Here is a 17300-nt window from a genome sequence, read left to right on the forward strand (position 1 = left end):
CCATCAGATGGCTAGCGCGTCGAGCAAATCCTGTTCAAGCTGAATCTGCAATCGGTTGTCGGCGGCAAGGCGGCTGCCATCGACCAGGAACACGTCTTCGACGCGCTCCCCCAGGGTGTTGATGCGCGCCGAATGCACGGACACGCGATGTTTGGCCAGTACGCGGGCAATCGCGTAGAGCAGGCCGGTTCGGTCGTTGGCGGACAGGGACAGCAGGTAGAACTGCCCGCGCTCGTCAGCCCGCAAATCCACGCGCGGCTTGATCGGGAAGCTGCGCGACTGGCGCGACAGCCGGCCCTGTGCCGGATCGGGCAGCGGGCACTCCAGCCGCAGCCGTTCCGCCAGTTCGTGTTCGACCAAAGCGAGGATGTCGCGGTAGTCGCCCGCCAGGCCGGGGTCGGTCACCTGGAAGGTGTCCAGCGCGTAGCCGTGGCGCGTGGTGTGGATCTTGGCGTCCTGAATCGAGAACGCCTTGCGTTCGAAGTAGCCGCAGATGCGCGCGAAGAGGTCCGGCTGGTCCTTGACGTAGACGGCCACCTGCAGGCCCTCGCCAGCCGGCGAGATGCGCGCCTTGACCACCGCCGTGTCGCTATCCACCTTGTTGAACAGGTGGCGCGTGAGCCAGGCGATGTCACGCGCGTCGTGGCGCAGGAAGAACGAGACGTCGAGTTTGTCCCAGAGCGGCTTGGCCAGTTCGGGGTCGAACGCCTTGAGCCGCAGCTGGGCGATGGTGTCGTCGCGGCGCTGGGCCCAGAGCGAGTGCGGGTCGAGCTGCGCGCCGCCGAGCACGCGCAGCGTGATGCGGTACAGGTCTTCGAGCAGCTTGCCCTTCCAGGCATTCCACACCTTGGGGCTGGTGCCGCGGATATCGGCCACGGTCAGCAGGTAGAGCGCGGTCAGGTAGCGCTCGTTGCCCACCACGCCGGCGAAGGCCTTGACCACGTCCGGATCGGTCAGGTCCTGCTTCTGCGCCACGTGGCTCATGGTCAGGTGATGCTCCACGAGCCAGGCGATCAGGTCAGTGTCCTCGCGCGAAATGCCGTGCTGCTTGCAGAAGCGGCGCGCATCGACCGTGCCGAGCTTGGAGTGATCGCCGCCCCGGCCCTTGGCAATGTCATGGAACAGCGCGGCCACCCAGAGTACCCATGGACGGTCGAAGCTGGCCATCAGTTGGCTGCAGAACGGGAACTCGTGCGTGTGCTCGACGATGGCGAAGCGGCGGATATTGCGCACCACCATCAGGATGTGCTGGTCCACGGTGTAGACGTGGAACAGGTCGTGCTGCATCTGGCCGACGATGCGCCGGAAATTGATCAGGTAGCGGCCCAGCACGCTGGTCTGGTTCATCAGGCGCAGCGCGTGGGTGATGCCCTGCGGTTCCTGCATGATGGCCAGGAACAGGCGGCGGTTCTCGGGATCGTTGCGCCAGCTCGCGTCCATGACCGTGCGCGCGTTATAGAGCCCGCGCAGCGTACGCGGGGAGATGCCTTTCACGCCTGGCGTGCGCTCGTAGAGCAGGAAGGTCTCCAGGATCGCGTGCGGGTCGCGCTCGTACAGGTCGTCGCTGGTGATTTCCAGCATGCCCTGGCGTTCCACGAAGCGGTCGTTGATCACGCGTGTGACCTTGGATTCGCTTGGGAACAGCATCGCCTCGATATTGAGCAGCAGCACGCTGTTGAGCTGCGTCACCGCCTTGGCGGCCCAGTAGAAGCGGCGCATCAGCTGTTCGCTGGCGCGCTTGTGGGTGGTCTGCCGATAGCCGAAGGACTCGGCCAGCGCGGTTTGCAGGTCGAACACCAGCACGTCCTGCCGGCGGCCGGCCAGCAGGTGCAGCCGCGCGCGGATCGTGCGCAGCAGGCGCTCGTTGCGCGTGAGTTCCTGCGCCTCGCGCTCGGTCAGCAGGCCGCGCTCGAACAATTCCTTCCAGCTGTCGCCAAGGCCCGCCGCCTGCGTCATCCACAGGATCACCTGCAAGTCGCGCAGGCCGCCCGGGCTTTCCTTGCAGTTGGGCTCCAGCGCGTACGGCGTGTCCTGGTACTTGGCGTGGCGCTGGCGCATCTCCAGCAGCTTGGCCTGGAAGAAGTCGGCGGCGTCGAGGTCCGCCAGATAGCGCCGGTGCATGTCGGCGAACAGCGCTTTGTTGCCGATCAGCAGGCGCGCCTCGAGCAGTGAAGTGCGGATGGTGATGTCCGCCGCCGCCTCGCGCAGGCAGTCGTCGACGGTACGCACCGACGAGCCGATCTCGAGTCCCAGGTCCCAGCACAGGCCGATAAAGCGCTCCAGCTTGCCCGCCATCTCCGCGTCCGGCTCGGCCGGCAGCAGGAGCAGTACATCCACGTCGGAGTGCGGGAACAGCTCGCCACGGCCATAGCCGCCCACCGCTACCAGTGCGGCGCTGGCGGGCAACTCCAGGCCGGTCCAGGCGTCGATCAGCGCGGCATCCACGGCGCGGCGCAGCCGTGTGACCAGCGGATTGACCTGGTTGTGCGCGTCGAATTCGGCGAAGAGCGCTTGCTTGTCGGCGCGCAGCTTGTCGCGGATGCGCTGGCAAAGCAGGAGTTCCGGCGTGGTGTCCATGGTGGAGGCGGTGTGGGTCGCGGGCACGGCTGGAAGTAGAAAGGGCGCCGCGGTCGGCGCCCTGGCGGTCAACGCGGCGTCAGGCCGCGACGGGTTCGGTAATGAAGGCCGGCGGCACCGGCGAGCCGGCCGATAGCGTCAGCACCTCGTAGCCGGTGTCCGTCACCAGCACGGTGTGCTCCCACTGGGCGGACAGGCTGCGGTCACGCGTCTTCACGGTCCACTGGTCGGGCATGGTGCGGATGTCGCGCTTGCCGGCGTTGATCATCGGCTCCACCGTGAAGATCATGCCGGTCTTGATCTCGGTGCCCGTGTTGGGGCGGCCATAGTGCAGCACCTGCGGGTCCGAGTGGAACACCTTGCCAATGCCGTGGCCGCAGTACTCGCGCACCACGCTGTAGCCGGCGGCTTCGGCGTGCACCTGGATGGCATGGCCGATATCGCCCAGGCGTGCGCCATTGCGCACTTGCTGGATACCCTTCCACATGCATTCATAGGTGACCTGCGCCAGGCGCTTGGCCAGGATCGAGCCCTCGCCCACGATGAACATGCGGCTGGTGTCGCCGTAATAGCCTTCCTTCGTGATCACGGTGATGTCGAGGTTCACCGCGTCGCCGCTCTTGAGCACGCGGTCGCCCGGAATGCCGTGGCAGATCACGTCGTTGACGGACGTGCAGATCGCGCCGGGGAAGGGCGGATAGCCCGGCGGCGCGTAGTTCAGCGGCGCCGGCACGGTGCCTTGCACGTCACGCATGTAGGCGTGGCAAAGCTTGTCGAGTTCGCCCGTGGTCACTCCGGGGACGATATGGGGCGTGATGTAGTCGAGGACCTCGGAGGCAAGGCGGCAAGCCACGCGCATTTGGGCGATGTCTTCGGCGGTATTCAGGTGGATGCTCATGCTGCTTCGCCAGAAATAAGTGACGGCGGGGCCGCGGGCCACGCCGGTAATCGATTCGCAAAGTGGGATTATCGCACCATCGCGCCCCGAAAGCAGGGATTTGGCGGCGCGCCGGCCAAGAATTGGCGGGGTGGCGGGCGTGCGGGGGGACAACCGGGGGCTTGAGCCCGACGTCATTTTGTTGCTACAATCGCTGGCTGACTTGCTGCTGGCTCATGCCAGTGGCGGGTAAGGAAGCAAATCTTATTGGTAAATCGCTGGTCCGCCCATCCGGGGTGTTCCTTTTCAGGAATGTCGGGGCGGACTTCAGACCTAACCCTATTGGAGCACCTCTCATGTCCGTGACCATGCGCGAAATGCTGGAAGCCGGTTGCCACTTTGGCCACCAAACCCGCTTCTGGAACCCGAAGATGGCCCCCTTCATCTTCGGTCATCGCAACAAGATCCACATTATCAACCTCGAAAAGACCCTGCCGATGTTCCAGGACGCGATGAAGTACGTGCGTCAACTGGCAGCAAACCGCGGCAGCGTGCTTTTCGTGGGTACCAAGCGTCAATCGCGCGAAATCCTGGCTGAAGAAGCTGGCCGCGCTGGCATGCCCTACGTCGACGCCCGCTGGCTCGGCGGCATGCTGACGAACTTCAAGACCGTCAAGATCTCGATCAAGCGCCTGAAGGACATGGAAGCCGCCAAGGAAGCCGGCGCGCTGGACACCATGAGCAAGAAGGAAGCGCTGATGTTCGAGCGCGAGATGGCCAAGCTGGAAAAGTCCATCGGCGGCATCAAGGACATGGGCGGCGTGCCTGACGCCATCTTCGTGGTGGACGTGGGCTACCACAAGATCGCCGTGACGGAAGCCAACAAGCTGGGCATCCCCGTGATCGGCGTGGTGGACACGAACCACTCGCCGGAAGGCATCGATTACGTGATTCCGGGTAACGACGACTCGAGCAAGGCTGTGGCCCTGTACGTGCGCGGCGTGGCCGACGCCATCCTGGAAGGCCGCGCCAATGCGGTTCAGGAAGTGGTGGAAGCTGCACGTGGCGGCGACGAATTCGTCGAAGTCCAGGAAGGCTGATTGCCCGCTGGCGCCTGAGGCCGGGGTACACCGGCCACCGGCGCCCGCCTTGCGGCACATTGAAAAGGGGGCACTTCTGGCGCCCCCTTTTTGCAAACTGCGAATCGCAGTGCGCCGCAAGCTGAAACTGACTTTGTTGTCATCCGCCGCGCATACGATGTGCCGCGGGTGAGCCGGACCCAAGTTGATCAGACACCGGCCGGGTGTCCCGGAAGCAGGTGGGACATCGGCCCGAACCAATCAAGGAGTGACAAATGGCGGCAATTACCGCAAGCATGGTTGCAGAACTGCGCGCGAAGACCGACGCGCCGATGATGGAATGCAAGAAGGCCCTGACGGAAGCCAATGGCGACCTGGACAAGGCTGAAGAGCTGCTGCGCGTCAAGCTGGGCAACAAGGCCAGCAAGGCGGCGTCGCGCGTGACCGCCGAAGGCGTGGTGGCCTCGTACATCGACGGCACGACCGGCGTGCTGGTCGAGCTGAACTGCGAAACCGACTTCGTGTCGAAGAACGACGACTTCCTGGCCTTCTCGGCCAAGGTGGCCGAACTGATCGCCAAGCAGAACCCGGCTGACGTGGCTGCCCTGTCGGCACTGGAAATCGACGGCGTGTCGGTGGAAACCACCCGCGCCGCGCTGATCGGCAAGATCGGCGAGAACATGACGATCCGCCGCTTCGCCCGCTACGCCAATGGCGGCAAGCTGGTGTCGTACCTGCACGGCACGCGTATCGGCGTGATGGTCGAGTTCGACGGCGACGAAACCGCCGCCAAGGACGTGGCCATGCACGTGGCCGCCATGAAGCCGGTGTCGCTGTCGTCTGACCAGGTGCCCGCCGAGCTGATCGCCAAGGAGCGCAGCATCGCCGAGCAGAAGGCTGCCGAATCGGGCAAGCCGGCCGAGATCGTCGCCAAGATGGTCGAAGGTTCGGTCCAGAAGTACCTGAAGGAAGTCTCGCTGTTCAACCAGCCGTTCGTGAAGAACGACAAGCAGACCGTCGAGCAGATGCTGAAGGCCGCCAACACCACGGTGAAGGGTTTCACCCTGTTCGTGGTGGGCGAGGGCATCGAGAAGAAGCAGGACGATTTTGCTGCTGAAGTGGCCGCCCAGGTGGCTGCCGCCCAGAAGGGCTGATCGTCCGGGTGGGGGAGGGGCCTTTTTCACGAAGGGCCGATTCCGCCACCGTATAATGCCGAGGGGCGCCGCAAGGTGCCCCTCTGCACAAGCGCGCCAGGCAGCGTGCCGGGCGCCGCGGCTGTATCAGTCGATTTCCGCAGTCACCTGCATGTTGGGCGAAGTTCGCGTAACGATGCCTGCAGATGACGGCGAAAACCGGCTTCGAGCTGTCCCGCAATTCCGTATTTCCGTGCGGCCCTGAGCCAGGCCGGGGTCACAAGCCCCGACAGCCCGGGCCGCGCGCGCCAATCCATCCGTTCGAACGAGCGATCAAGAACCAGCCCGAGGGTGAACATGCCAGCCTACAAGCGCGTCCTACTTAAACTTTCCGGTGAGGCCCTGATGGGCGACGATGCCTTCGGCATCAACCGCGCCACCATCGAAGGCATGGTCAATGACATTGCCGAGATCGTGAAGCTGGGCGTCCAGGTCGCCGTGGTGATCGGCGGCGGCAACATCTTCCGTGGCGTGGCCGGCGGTGCCGCCGGCATGGACCGTGCCACGGCCGACTACATGGGCATGCTGGCCACCATGATGAACGCGCTGGCCCTGCAGGACGCCATGCGCCACGCGAATATCGAAGGCCGCGTGCAATCAGCGCTGCGCATGGACCAGGTGGTCGAGCCCTATATCCGCCCCCGCGCCATCCGCCAGCTGGAAGAGGGCAAGGTCGTGATCTTCGCGGCCGGCACCGGCAACCCGTTCTTCACCACCGACACCGCCGCCGCGCTGCGCGGGGCGGAAATCGGCGCGGAAGTCGTGCTCAAGGCCACCAAGGTGGACGGCGTGTACACGGCCGACCCCAAGAAGGACCCCAGCGCCACGCGCTACACCACCATCACGTTCGACGAGGCCATCTCGCGCAACCTGCAGGTCATGGACGCCACGGCCTTCGCGCTGTGCCGCGACCAGAAGCTGCCGATCAAGGTGTTCTCCATCGTCAAGCCGGGTGCGCTGAAGCGCGTGATCCTGGGCGAAGACGAAGGTACGCTGGTGCACGTATGACGACGGCGGGCCGCGTCACAATGCGGATTCGGCCCGGCCTGAGAGTAGAATGATTCATTTTCGATCCCGTCCGGCGGGATCCTGTCTGGCTGATTTCCGGAGGTAAACATGAGCGTCGCCGACACAAAGAAGAGCGCCGAGCAGAAGATGCAGAAGTCGATCGAAGCCTTCAGGGCCGATCTGGCGAAAATTCGTACCGGTCGTGCCCACACCGGTCTGCTCGATCACGTCCAGGTGGACTACTACGGCTCGATGGTGCCGATCAGCCAGGTGGCCAATGTCGGCCTGGCCGATGCGCGCACGATCAGCGTGCAGCCCTGGGAAAAGAAGATGGTGAGCGCGGTGGAAAAAGCCATCCGCGACGCTGACCTGGGCCTGAACCCGGCCACCATGGGCGAAACGATCCGCGTGCCGATGCCCGCGCTGACCGAAGAGCGCCGCAAGGAACTGACCAAGGTCGTCAAGGGTGAGGCCGAGGGTGCCAAGGTGGCCGTGCGCAACCTGCGCCGCGACGCCATGGAGCAGTTCAAGAAGCTCGTCAAGGACAAGACCATTTCCGAGGACGACGAGCGCCGCGGCCAGGATGAAGTCCAGAAGCTGACGGACAAGTTCGTGGCCGAGATCGACAAGCTCGTGGCCGAAAAAGAGAAGGAGATCATGACGGTCTGACGGCCGCCCGGCGGGAACCCCGCCGGCTCCGTCCCCGTCCGCGAATCCATGCAGCACATCAGTTCGACGCTCGGCGTTCCCGATACCACCTACGTGCCCCGCCACGTTGCCATCATCATGGATGGCAACGGCCGTTGGGCGACCCAGCGTCATCTGCCCCGCGTGGCAGGCCACAGCCGTGGCCTGGACGCGGTACGCGCGGTGGTGGAGGCCTGTGCCACCCGCGGGGTGCAGTTCCTCACGCTGTTCGCGTTCAGTTCGGAGAACTGGCGCCGTCCGGCGGACGAGGTTTCGTTCCTGATGCGCCTGTTCATGACCGCCTTGCGCCGCGAGGTGGTCAAAATGCACGCCAATGACATCCGCGTGCGCGTGGTGGGCGACCTCGGGCGTTTCAGCCCGCGCATCCAGCAGCTGATCCGCGATGCGGAGGCCCGCACCGCCGGCAATACCGGCCTGACGGTGACCATCGCCGCGAACTACGGCGGCCGCTGGGACCTGCTCCAGGCCATGCGCAAGATGCTGGCGCGCTCGCCGATGCTCGACCCGGATGCCATCGACGAGTCCGTGCTGGCGCCGCATCTGGCGATGTCCTATGCGCCCGAGCCCGACCTGTTCATCCGCACCGGCGGCGAACAGCGCATCAGCAATTTCCTGCTGTGGCAGCTCGCGTATTCCGAGCTGTACTTCACCGATACCTACTGGCCCGATTTCGACGCCGCCGAGCTGGACAAGGCCTTCGCCTCGTACCGCCAGCGCGAGCGGCGCTTTGGCCGGACCAGCGCCCAACTGGTGGCGCCCGGACTGTCTGGTACGGCCTGAGCGGATCGCCGCGACCGGCCTGTCCTGATCCCACTTTCAAAGGAAACCGCAGCGCATGCTCATCACCCGCGTCATCACCGCCTTGTGCCTGTTGCTGTTGATCCTGCCGATCCTGTTCCTGGCGCCAGTAATGTGGCTGGCGGGGCTGATCGCCGTGATCGTGCTGCTGGCCGGCTGGGAGTTCGGGCGGCTGATCGGACTGCGCCGCTTCTGGCCCTACGTCTACGCGGTGGCCTGCCTGCTCGTGCTGATTTACTTCCATGACGCGCCCGAACGCCGCGCCATCCATTACCTGCTGGCCGCCGCGCTGGTGGCCTGGGGCGTGGCGCTGGTGCTGCTGGCACGCGGGGTGCGCAAGGCTACGCCGGGCTTCACGGTGCTGGGTGCCATCCTGGGGCTGATCATGCTGCCGGCGTTCGGTCACGCCGTGATGGTGCTGCGGGCCGAAGGCATCGCGGTGCTGCTGTCGGCCGCGGTGCTGGTCTGGGCGGCCGATATCGGCGCGTATTTCGTCGGCAAGGCCATCGGCAAGCGCAAGCTGGCGCCCACCATCAGCCCGGGCAAGTCCTGGGAGGGTGCGATTGGCGGCTGGTTGCTGGTGATGATCGTGGCCGTGGTGCTCGGCACCACCCATGTCTTCGCGCCGACCTGGTTTTCACGCATCGCCGACCAGGGCGGGGTGGGGCTGATGATCGGCCTTTCCACGCTGCTCGTGGCGGCCAGCGTTATCGGTGACCTGTTCGAGTCACTGCTCAAGCGTCAGATCGGCAAGAAGGACAGCAGCCGGCTGCTGCCCGGGCACGGTGGCGTGCTGGATCGCATCGACGCGCTCATTCCGGTATTCCCGCTGGCGGCGCTGCTGCTGGCCTGGATGTGATCACAATCTGAATTTGGTTATCTGGTTCCTATGCAACGCATTACCATCCTGGGCGCCACGGGCTCCATCGGCGAAAGCACACTCGACGTAGTGCGTCGGCATCCGGACCGCTACAGCGTGCATGCGTTGAGCGCCCACCGCCAAGTGGATAAGCTGGCGGCGGCCTGCGTGGAGTTCCGCCCGGCGCACGCCGTGGTGGGCTCCGCGGACGCGGCACGCCAGCTCGAGACGCTGCTGCGCGGCGGCGGCGTGAAGACCGAAGTCAGCTATGGCGAAGCCGCGCTGGAATCCATCGCCGCCGACGACGGCACCGATGCCGTGATGGCCGCCATCGTCGGCGCGGCCGGGCTCCGTTCTTCGCTCGCCGCCGCTCGGGCGGGCAAGCGCGTGCTGCTGGCCAACAAGGAATCGCTGGTCATGTCGGGCGCCATCTTCATGGACGCGGTGCGCGAGCACGGCGCCACGCTGCTGCCCATCGACAGTGAGCACAACGCGATCTTCCAGTGCCTGCCGACCAGCGACCCGCGCTACGGCGCGGGCGTGTCCAAGGTGCTGCTGACCGCATCGGGCGGCCCGTTCCGGACGCGTGATCCGTCCACCCTGCACGACATCACGCCGGACCAGGCCTGCGCCCACCCCAAATGGGTGATGGGCCGCAAGATCTCGGTGGATTCGGCCACGATGATGAACAAGGGGCTCGAGGTGATCGAGGCCCATTGGCTGTTCGGCGCCCCGGCGGAGAAGATCGAGGTGCTGATCCACCCGCAAAGCATCGTCCATTCGATGGTGGCGTACGCCGACGGCTCGGTGCTCGCCCAGCTTGGCAACCCCGACATGCGCACGCCCATTGCCTATGGCATGGCGTACCCGGAGCGGATCGACTCCGGGGTGAGCCCTCTCGACCTGACCGTCGCCGGCGGCCTGCATTTTGAGATTCCTGACCTGGATCGCTTCCCCTGCCTCGGGCTAGCCTTTGATGCATTGCGCGCGGGCGGGGTAGCCCCGGCCGCGCTGAACGCCGCGAACGAGGTGGCCGTGGAGGCTTTCCTCGATGGGGCGATCCGATTTACCGATATTGCCCGCGTGGTGGCCGACGTGCTCGCACAGCCGCAGTCTGGTTCGGTCGCGACGCTCGAGGGCGTGCTGGAGGCCGATGCCGCCGCACGCCGTGCCGCGCAGGCATTGCTGACGCGGCTGGCCAGCCGCTAAGTGGGTAGCGCCGTCGCGCCTCGGCGCGGCCAGCTCTGGAGAGGGTGATTTGTCATGCAGACCGTAATTGCGTTCGTCGTCGCCCTGTGCATCCTGATTTTCGTGCACGAGATGGGGCACTACCTGGCCGCCCGTGCGTGCGGGGTCAAGGTATTGCGATTCTCGATCGGCTTTGGCCGGTCGTTGGCGCGCTGGACCAGCAAGGGGCCTGACCGCACCGAGTGGACGCTCGCCGCGATCCCCCTGGGCGGCTACGTCAAGATGCTCGACGAGCGCGAGCGCGACCCCGAGACCGATCCGCCCATCCCCCCGGAAGACCTGCCGCGCGCGTTCAACCGGCAGTCCGTGGGCAAGCGTTTCGTGATCGTGGCAGCCGGGCCGGTGGCCAACTTCGCACTGGCCATCCTTCTATATATAGTGCTGTTCGCCGGTGGCATGCGCGAGCCGGTACCCGTGGTGGCAACCCCGGCGGCCGGCACCGTGGCCGCCCAGGCCGGTGTGCGGGACGGCGACCGCGTGCTGTCGCTGACCGCCAACGACCGCACCGAGCCGGTCCAGTCCTGGAACGACCTCCGCATGGCCGTGTTCGCCGAAGGTTTTGGCGACGCCAGCGCTGTGCTGCGTGTGCGCGGCACCGATGGGGCCGAGCGCGACATCCGGCTGCCCCGCCTGCCCAATACCGGCGGCAATCCCGAGCAGGACCCGCTGGCCACGCTCGGCCTGTACCTGAAGGGCGGGCCGGTCACGATTACGGAAATCGTGCCGGACTCGGCGGCGCAGCGCGCCGGACTGAAGGCCGGCGACCGCGTGGTGGCCTGGCAGGGCCAGCCGCTGACGCAGGCGAGCGAACTGATCCGCGCCGTACGGGCGCGGCCGGGCGAGCAGGTCACGCTGGGTATCGAGCGCAACGGGCAGCGGCTGGACGTGCCGGTCAAGCTGGACGCGGCCCCTGCCGCGGATGGCGCCAAGGACGCCAGCGGGGCGGCGGCGGCCCCTACGGGCAAGCTGGGCGCCGCGCTGAACCAGGCGGTGCAGACCGAGATTGTCCGCTACGCGCCGTGGCAGGCCGTGGTGCGGGCCGCCGACCAGGTCTGGAGTACCAGCACGCTGTCCCTGAAACTGCTCGGCAAGATGCTGGTGGGGCAGGCGTCATTGCAGAATCTGAGCGGCCCGCTCACCGTGGCGGACTACGCCGGCCGTGCCGCGAACATGGGTTGGCAGCCGTTTATCAGCTTCCTGGCGCTCGTCAGTGTCAGCCTCGGTGTGCTCAATTTGTTACCCATTCCGGTTCTGGATGGGGGGCATTTGCTGTATTATTGCGTGGAATTTTTGACTGGCAGGCCCGTACCAGATCACTGGCAGGCGATGCTGCAGAAGGTCGGCATCGCGTGCATCTTGCTCCTGACCTCACTCGCTTTGTTCAATGACGTCAGCCGACTGTTTCTTGCGCGCGGCTAGATCCGCGTAGCCGAAAGCGGCCGTTGGCCGGAGAAGGTCGCGTTCCGGCGGTGTCGTCGAACCCGTCGGGAGGGGGCGGCCTTGTCAGCAAAGCCAGGCGTCATCATGGACGGCGTCGGGACGGCATCGGAGCCAATACCCTGCATGAAATCGAAGAGGAATAGGGGATTCACGTTGATCAGACATAAGCGCATCTCGCTGGGCGTGCTGACGAGTGCCATTATCGCGGCCTGGAGCCCGGCGGGCTGGGCCGCCGACCCCTTTGTGGTCAGGGACATCCGCGTGGAAGGCCTGCAGCGCGTGGAGCCGGGCACTGTGTTCGGCTATCTGCCTGTTCGCGTCGGGGAGACCTTCACCGATGACAAGGGCGCCGATGCGATTCGTGCACTCTACAATACCGGTTTCTTCAAGGACGTGCAGATCCGCGCCGAGGAAGGCGTGCTCGTGGTCCAGGTGGAGGAGCGCCCAGCCATCTCGCAGCTCGAGTTCGTCGGCATCAAGGAATTCGACAAGGACACGCTGCGCCGCTCGCTGCGCGCAGTGGGTGTGGCCGAAGCGCGTTACTACGACAAAGCACTGATCGACAAGGCCGAGCAGGAGCTGAAGCGCCAGTACGTGGCGCGCGGCTACTACGCAGCCGACGTGCAGACCACGGTGACCCCGGTGGACCGTAATCGCGTGTCCGTGGTGTTCAACGTGGAAGAAGGCCCGGTTGCCAAGATCCGCCAGATCAATATCGTCGGCAACAAGGCGTTCAAGGAAGGCACGCTGCGCGACGAGATGCAGCTCTCCACGCCGAACTGGCTTTCCTGGTACACCAAGAATGACCTGTACTCGAAGCAGAAGCTCACGGCCGACCTGGAAGCACTGCGCTCGTATTATCTGAACCGCGGCTATCTGGAGTTCCAGATCGAGTCCACCCAGGTCTCGATCACGCCGGACAAGAAGGACATCTTCCTGACGCTGAACATCAAGGAAGGCGATCAGTACAAGGTATCCGACATCCGCCTGGCCGGCGAACTGCTCGGCAAGCAGGCCGAGATGGAAAAGCTGCTGCAGCTGAAGAAGGGCGACATCTTCTCGTCCGAAAAGCTGACGGCCAGCACCAAGTCCATCACGGACCTGCTGGGCACCTACGGCTACGCATTCACGACGATCAATCCGCAGCCCCAGGTCAATCAGGAAACGCGCGAAGTGGCACTGACGCTGATGGTCGATCCAGGCCGTCGTGTGTATGTGCGCCGCGTGAATGTGGTGGGTAACAGCAAGACCCGCGACGAAGTGGTGCGCCGTGAAATGCGTCAGATGGAAAGCTCGTGGTTCGACAGCGAGAAGCTCACGCAGTCGCAGGCCCGTATCAACCGTACCGGCTACTTCACGGACACGAACATCACCACCGAGGACGTGGCCGGCGCGCCCGACCAGGTGGATGTCAACGTGAACGTGACCGAGAAGCCGACCGGCCAGATCAGCCTGGGCCTGGGTTTCTCGTCGACTGACAAGCTCGTGCTGCAGGCCGGCTTGCGCCAGGACAACGTGTTCGGCTCCGGTACCAGCCTGGGGCTAGACGTGAACACGGCCAAGTCGTTCCGGACCATCTCGCTGACGCAGTACGACCCGTACTTCACGGTGGACGGTATCAGCCGTTCCACGGACATCTACTACCGTACGTCCCGCCCGCTGTACTACACCGGCGACCAGGACTACAAGATCGTCTCGGCCGGCGGCGGCTTCAAGTTCGGCGTGCCGTTCTCCGAGAACGACACGGTGTTCTTCGGTATCGGTTACGAGCGTACCGAGGTGCATACCTCGGTCAACACGCCGAGCCAGTACACCGCGTGGCTGAACAAGATCGGCAAGAGCAGTGGCGACCCCATCAACAACTTCCCGTTCACGATCGGCTGGGCCCGTGACCGTCGCGACAGCGCGCTGATCCCGACCAAGGGTCCGTACACGCAGGCCAACCTCGAAGTGGGCGTGCCGGGCGGCGATACGCAGTACTATCGTGCCAGCTTCCAGCAGCAGTACTTCTACCCGCTGTCCAAGGCATTCACGCTGGCCTTCAACGGCGAAGTGGCGTACGGCCACGGCTACGGCGACACGCCGTTCCCAGTGTTCAAGTACTTCTACGCCGGTGGTATCGGCTCGGTGCGCGGCTACCAGACCAGCACGCTTGGTCCGAAGGACCAGAACGGCAACCCAGTGGGCGGTGCGTCCAAGCTGATCGGTAACGTGGAATTCGTGTTCCCGCTGCCGGGCTCGGGCGTGGACCGCACGCTGCGCCTGTTCACGTTCTTCGACTTTGGTAACGTGTACCAGGAAGGTGCACCGATTACGTTCAGCGATCTCAAGTACTCGACCGGCTTCGGCATGTCGTGGCTGTCGCCGATCGGCCCGCTGAAGGTCAGCATGGGCTTCCCGCTGAAGAAGGACGATACGGATCGCGTACAGCGATTCCAGTTCCAGATCGGTACCGCGTTCTGATCCCCAAAAAGGATTTGTTTCATGAAACTCCATACACCACTGATGAAATCCCTGAGCGCCGCCGCGCTGGCCGCAGCGGCCCTGTGCGTAGCCGCCCCGGCGATGGCTCAGGAGGCACGCATTGCCGCGGTCAACTCGGAGCGCATCCTGCGAGACTCGCAGCCGGCCAAGGCCGCACAGGTCAAGCTCGAGCAGGAATTCTCGAAGCGTGACCGCGAACTGCAGGACATGGCCCAGAAGATCAAGGGCATGGCCGACAAGCTCGACAAGGACACGGCCGTGCTGGCCGATTCCGACCGCCAGCGCCGCCAGCGTGAAGTGGCTGACCTCGACCGTGAGTTTCAGCGCAAGCAACGTGAATTCCGCGAAGACCTGAACCAGCGCCGTAACGAGGAACTTGCTCAGGTGCTTGAGCGCGCGAACCGTGTGATCCGCCAGCTGGCCGAGCAGCGCAAGTACGACTTGATCGTGCAGGAAGCGGTGTACGTCAATCCACGCATCGACATTACCGATGACGTGATGAAGGCGCTCAACGCCGGCAGCAAGTAAGCGGCGCGCGCTCGTTCGTCGCTGTCTCGTTCTTCAAGGAAGTACCGCCATGCAGACACCCACACTGGGTCAGCTCGCCACCGAGAACGGCGCGCAGGTTGTGGGTGATCCCGACCTCGCCGTGCGCGGCCTGGCGCCGCTCGACCAGGCCGGCCCCGGCGACCTGTCTTTCCTGTCCAATCCACTGTACCTGCCGCAGGCGCTGGCTTCCAAGGCCAGCGCCGTCATCGTGTCGCCGGCGGACCTCGAGCGTATTCGCGCCGATGGCCAGGCTGGCGGTCGCAACTGGCTGGTCGCGCGCAATCCGTATGTCTGCTTCGCCCGCGTGGCGCAGCGCTTCGACCGTGAGGCGAATGCTGATCCGCGCACTGGTATCGACCCGCGCGCGAGCGTGGCGGCGGATGCCGTGGTGCCGGCGTCCTGCTTCATCGGGCCCAACGTGGTGATCGAGGCTGGCGCGCGGCTGGGCGAGCGGGTACGGGTCCTGGCGAATGCCTTTATCGGCGCAGGGGCGGAGATCGGCGACGATACGCTCATTTACGCGAACGTTTCCGTCTATCATCGTTGCGTGGTGGGTGTGCGCAACATCCTGCATAGCGGCGTGGTGGTGGGGGCGGATGGCTTTGGTTTCGCGCCGGACATCGGCCCGGCCGGGGTGGAATACGTGAAGATTCCGCAGGTTGGCCGCGCCGTGCTGGGCAATGACGTGGAAGTGGGCGCTAATACGGCCATCGACCGCGGCGCGATGGCCGATACGGTCATCGAGGACGGCTGCAAGCTCGACAACCAGGTCCAGATTGCGCACAACGTGCGGGTGGGCGCTCATACCGTGATAGCGGGCTGCGCGGCGGTGGCCGGCAGCACCCGCATCGGCCGCTTCTGCGTGATTGGCGGATCGGCCAATTTCGCGGGCCATTTGAATATCGCCGACCGGACGACGGTGTCCGGCGGCACCTCGATTACCAAATCGATTACGAAACCCGGGGGGCATTACACCAGCGTGTTTCCGTTCACGACGCATGGCGAGTGGGAGCGCAATGCGGCCATCGTGCGCGGATTGTCCAAGCTGCGCGAGCGCGTGGTCACGCTGGAACGCCGCCTGCGCGGCCAGTCCGCCGGGTCCAATACCACACAAGACGAAGAGAAATCATCATGACCGCATCCGACATCGACATCCGCAAGATCCTGAAGCTGCTGCCGCATCGGTACCCGATCCTGCTCGTCGATCGCGTGCTGGAGTTCGAGCCGCAGAAGCGGATCAAGACCCTGAAGAACGTCACGATCAACGAGCCGTACTTCATGGGGCACTTTCCCGATCAACCCGTGATGCCGGGCGTGATGATCCTCGAGGCGCTGGCGCAGTCGGCCGGCCTGCTGACCTTCGGCGCCGACATGGAGCGCAAGGAAGGCGCGCTGTATTACTTCGTGGGTATTGATGGAGCGCGCTTCAAGCGCGTGGTCTACCCCGGCGACCAACTGCACCTGAACGTGACCGTCGAGCGCTATATCCGTGGCATCTGGAAGTTCAAGGCCAGCGCCACCGTGGACGGCGAAGTCGCTTGCGAAGCGGAACTGATGTGCACGGTCAAACAGGCCGAAGGCTGATCGGCGCCGCCGCGCCCACACATGGGCCCCGTCCCGCGTGGCAACGCGCGGGACTCAACCGAATTCAGACCACAGGACAGGACGTATGACGCAAATCCATCCCAGCGCACTGGTCGACCCGAAGGCAGAGCTTGCCGCCGACGTGACCGTCGGTCCGTTTTCCATTATCGGTCCCAACGTGCGGATTGGCAGCGGCACCCGGATCGGCTCGCATACCACCGTCGAAGGCCATACCACCATTGGGGAAGGCAACCGCATCGGGCCCTACGCCTCGGTGGGTGGCACGCCGCAGGACATGAAGTACGCCAACGAGCCCACCCGGCTCGAGATTGGCGACCGCAACACGATCCGCGAGTTCACGACCATCCACACCGGCACGGTGCAGGACCAGGGCGTGACCAGCCTTGGCAACGACAACTGGATCATGGCCTACGTGCACATCGCGCACGACTGCCGCGTGGGCAACAACACGGTGTTCTCGAGTAACGCGCAGATCGCAGGCCACGTGGAAGTGGGCGACTGGGCCATTCTCGGCGGCATGAGCGGCGTGCACCAGTTTGTGCGCATCGGCGCGCATGCGATGCTGGGCGGCGCTTCGGCGTTGGTCCAGGACGTGCCGCCGTTCGTGATCGCCGCGAGCGACAAGAACGGCAACAAGGCCACCCCGCACGGTATCAATGTGGAAGGCCTGCGTCGCCGGGGCTTTGATGCTGGCCAGATCGCCGCACTGCGCCAGGCCTACAAGCTGCTCTACAAGTCAGACCTGGGTTTCGACGAGGCGCGCAACGAGATCTCGGCCCTCCTGGGCCAGACCGATGTAGCCACCGGCGCGCCGCTGCGCGCCTTCGTGGAATTCCTGGCCGCGACGCAGCGCGGCATCGTCCGCTAAGCCGCGC

15 protein-coding genes are annotated in these 17300 nt (G+C 65.0%); 13 read left to right on the top strand and 2 right to left on the bottom strand.

Annotation, left to right across the window (positions count from 1 at the left end; translation table 11 throughout):
* Positions 1-3: 3 nt before the first annotated feature.
* A complete protein-coding gene (locus tag SB751_RS11210) occupies positions 4-2577 on the bottom strand; it encodes a [protein-PII] uridylyltransferase (RefSeq protein WP_144196206.1) in 2574 nt (857 codons plus the stop codon).
* A 79-nt stretch (positions 2578-2656) separates the two neighbouring features.
* Positions 2657-3475: a type I methionyl aminopeptidase gene (map, locus tag SB751_RS11215; protein WP_144195054.1), complete on the bottom strand. Its 819-nt coding sequence runs from the start codon at positions 3473-3475 to the stop codon at positions 2657-2659.
* A 335-nt stretch (positions 3476-3810) separates the two neighbouring features.
* On the opposite strand from map, the gene rpsB reads away from it, so the two are divergent.
* The 13 genes from rpsB (at position 3811) to lpxA (ending at position 17293) form a co-directional block, all read left to right on the top strand.
* Positions 3811-4554, top strand: a complete 744-nt coding sequence (rpsB, locus tag SB751_RS11220; protein WP_144195056.1) for a 30S ribosomal protein S2 — start codon at positions 3811-3813, stop codon at positions 4552-4554.
* Between the two features lie 254 nt (positions 4555-4808).
* Positions 4809-5687 (top strand): translation elongation factor Ts, encoded by an 879-nt coding sequence (gene tsf, locus SB751_RS11225; protein ID WP_144195058.1) that lies wholly within the window; start codon positions 4809-4811, stop codon positions 5685-5687.
* A gap of 336 nt (positions 5688-6023) precedes the next feature.
* Entirely contained in the window at positions 6024-6734 is a 711-nt protein-coding gene (gene pyrH, locus SB751_RS11230; RefSeq protein WP_092297616.1) for a UMP kinase, read from the top strand.
* A gap of 108 nt (positions 6735-6842) precedes the next feature.
* Positions 6843-7403, top strand: coding sequence for a ribosome recycling factor (frr, locus tag SB751_RS11235; RefSeq protein ID WP_144195060.1), 561 nt, complete (start codon positions 6843-6845; stop codon positions 7401-7403).
* 48 nt (positions 7404-7451) lie between these two features.
* The gene (locus SB751_RS11240) at positions 7452-8222 is read left to right on the top strand and encodes an isoprenyl transferase (protein WP_144195062.1); all 771 of its coding nucleotides are present in this window, start codon (positions 7452-7454) and stop codon (positions 8220-8222) included.
* Between the two features lie 55 nt (positions 8223-8277).
* Positions 8278-9099, top strand: coding sequence for a phosphatidate cytidylyltransferase (locus SB751_RS11245; protein WP_144195064.1), 822 nt, complete (start codon positions 8278-8280; stop codon positions 9097-9099).
* Between the two features lie 30 nt (positions 9100-9129).
* The gene (gene ispC, locus SB751_RS11250; protein WP_144195066.1) at positions 9130-10308 is read left to right on the top strand and encodes a 1-deoxy-D-xylulose-5-phosphate reductoisomerase; all 1179 of its coding nucleotides are present in this window, start codon (positions 9130-9132) and stop codon (positions 10306-10308) included.
* 54 nt (positions 10309-10362) lie between these two features.
* Positions 10363-11766, top strand: a complete 1404-nt coding sequence (rseP, locus tag SB751_RS11255) for an RIP metalloprotease RseP (protein WP_410748052.1) — start codon at positions 10363-10365, stop codon at positions 11764-11766.
* A gap of 144 nt (positions 11767-11910) precedes the next feature.
* Positions 11911-14250, top strand: a complete 2340-nt coding sequence (bamA, locus tag SB751_RS11260) for an outer membrane protein assembly factor BamA (RefSeq protein ID WP_377731455.1) — start codon at positions 11911-11913, stop codon at positions 14248-14250.
* 21 nt (positions 14251-14271) lie between these two features.
* Entirely contained in the window at positions 14272-14799 is a 528-nt protein-coding gene (locus tag SB751_RS11265) for an OmpH family outer membrane protein (protein WP_144195072.1), read from the top strand.
* Positions 14800-14848: 49 nt separating this feature from the next.
* Entirely contained in the window at positions 14849-15955 is a 1107-nt protein-coding gene (lpxD, locus tag SB751_RS11270; protein WP_144195074.1) for a UDP-3-O-(3-hydroxymyristoyl)glucosamine N-acyltransferase, read from the top strand.
* Complete coding sequence (fabZ, locus tag SB751_RS11275; RefSeq protein WP_092133949.1) at positions 15952-16404, top strand: 3-hydroxyacyl-ACP dehydratase FabZ; 453 nt, start codon at positions 15952-15954, stop codon at positions 16402-16404. The genes lpxD and fabZ overlap by 4 nt, the downstream gene beginning before the upstream one ends.
* A gap of 85 nt (positions 16405-16489) precedes the next feature.
* A complete protein-coding gene (gene lpxA / locus SB751_RS11280) occupies positions 16490-17293 on the top strand; it encodes an acyl-ACP--UDP-N-acetylglucosamine O-acyltransferase (RefSeq protein ID WP_144195077.1) in 804 nt (267 codons plus the stop codon).
* Positions 17294-17300 lie beyond the last annotated feature (7 nt).

The organism is Cupriavidus sp. SIMBA_020 (assembly GCF_046535395.1).
In the GTDB taxonomy this organism is placed as follows: Bacteria; Pseudomonadota; Gammaproteobacteria; order Burkholderiales; family Burkholderiaceae; genus Cupriavidus; species Cupriavidus campinensis.

Bases quoted from the DNA above. Each gene is read 5' to 3' on its own strand.
- SB751_RS11245 (WP_144195064.1), top strand. From the start codon at position 8,278: ATGCTCATCACCCGCGTCATCACCGCCTTGTGCCTGTTGCTGTTGATC.
- rseP (WP_410748052.1), top strand. From the start codon at position 10,363: ATGCAGACCGTAATTGCGTTCGTCGTCGCCCTGTGCATCCTGATTTTC.
- bamA (WP_377731455.1), top strand. From the start codon at position 11,911: ATGAAATCGAAGAGGAATAGGGGATTCACGTTGATCAGACATAAGCGC.
- SB751_RS11265 (WP_144195072.1), top strand. From the start codon at position 14,272: ATGAAACTCCATACACCACTGATGAAATCCCTGAGCGCCGCCGCGCTG.
- map (WP_144195054.1), bottom strand. From the start codon at position 3,475: ATGAGCATCCACCTGAATACCGCCGAAGACATCGCCCAAATGCGCGTG.
- tsf (WP_144195058.1), top strand. From the start codon at position 4,809: ATGGCGGCAATTACCGCAAGCATGGTTGCAGAACTGCGCGCGAAGACC.
- fabZ (WP_092133949.1), top strand. From the start codon at position 15,952: ATGACCGCATCCGACATCGACATCCGCAAGATCCTGAAGCTGCTGCCG.
- SB751_RS11240 (WP_144195062.1), top strand. From the start codon at position 7,452: ATGCAGCACATCAGTTCGACGCTCGGCGTTCCCGATACCACCTACGTG.
- lpxD (WP_144195074.1), top strand. From the start codon at position 14,849: ATGCAGACACCCACACTGGGTCAGCTCGCCACCGAGAACGGCGCGCAG.
- pyrH (WP_092297616.1), top strand. From the start codon at position 6,024: ATGCCAGCCTACAAGCGCGTCCTACTTAAACTTTCCGGTGAGGCCCTG.
- ispC (WP_144195066.1), top strand. From the start codon at position 9,130: ATGCAACGCATTACCATCCTGGGCGCCACGGGCTCCATCGGCGAAAGC.
- lpxA (WP_144195077.1), top strand. From the start codon at position 16,490: ATGACGCAAATCCATCCCAGCGCACTGGTCGACCCGAAGGCAGAGCTT.
- frr (WP_144195060.1), top strand. From the start codon at position 6,843: ATGAGCGTCGCCGACACAAAGAAGAGCGCCGAGCAGAAGATGCAGAAG.
- rpsB (WP_144195056.1), top strand. From the start codon at position 3,811: ATGTCCGTGACCATGCGCGAAATGCTGGAAGCCGGTTGCCACTTTGGC.
- SB751_RS11210 (WP_144196206.1), bottom strand. From the start codon at position 2,577: ATGGACACCACGCCGGAACTCCTGCTTTGCCAGCGCATCCGCGACAAG.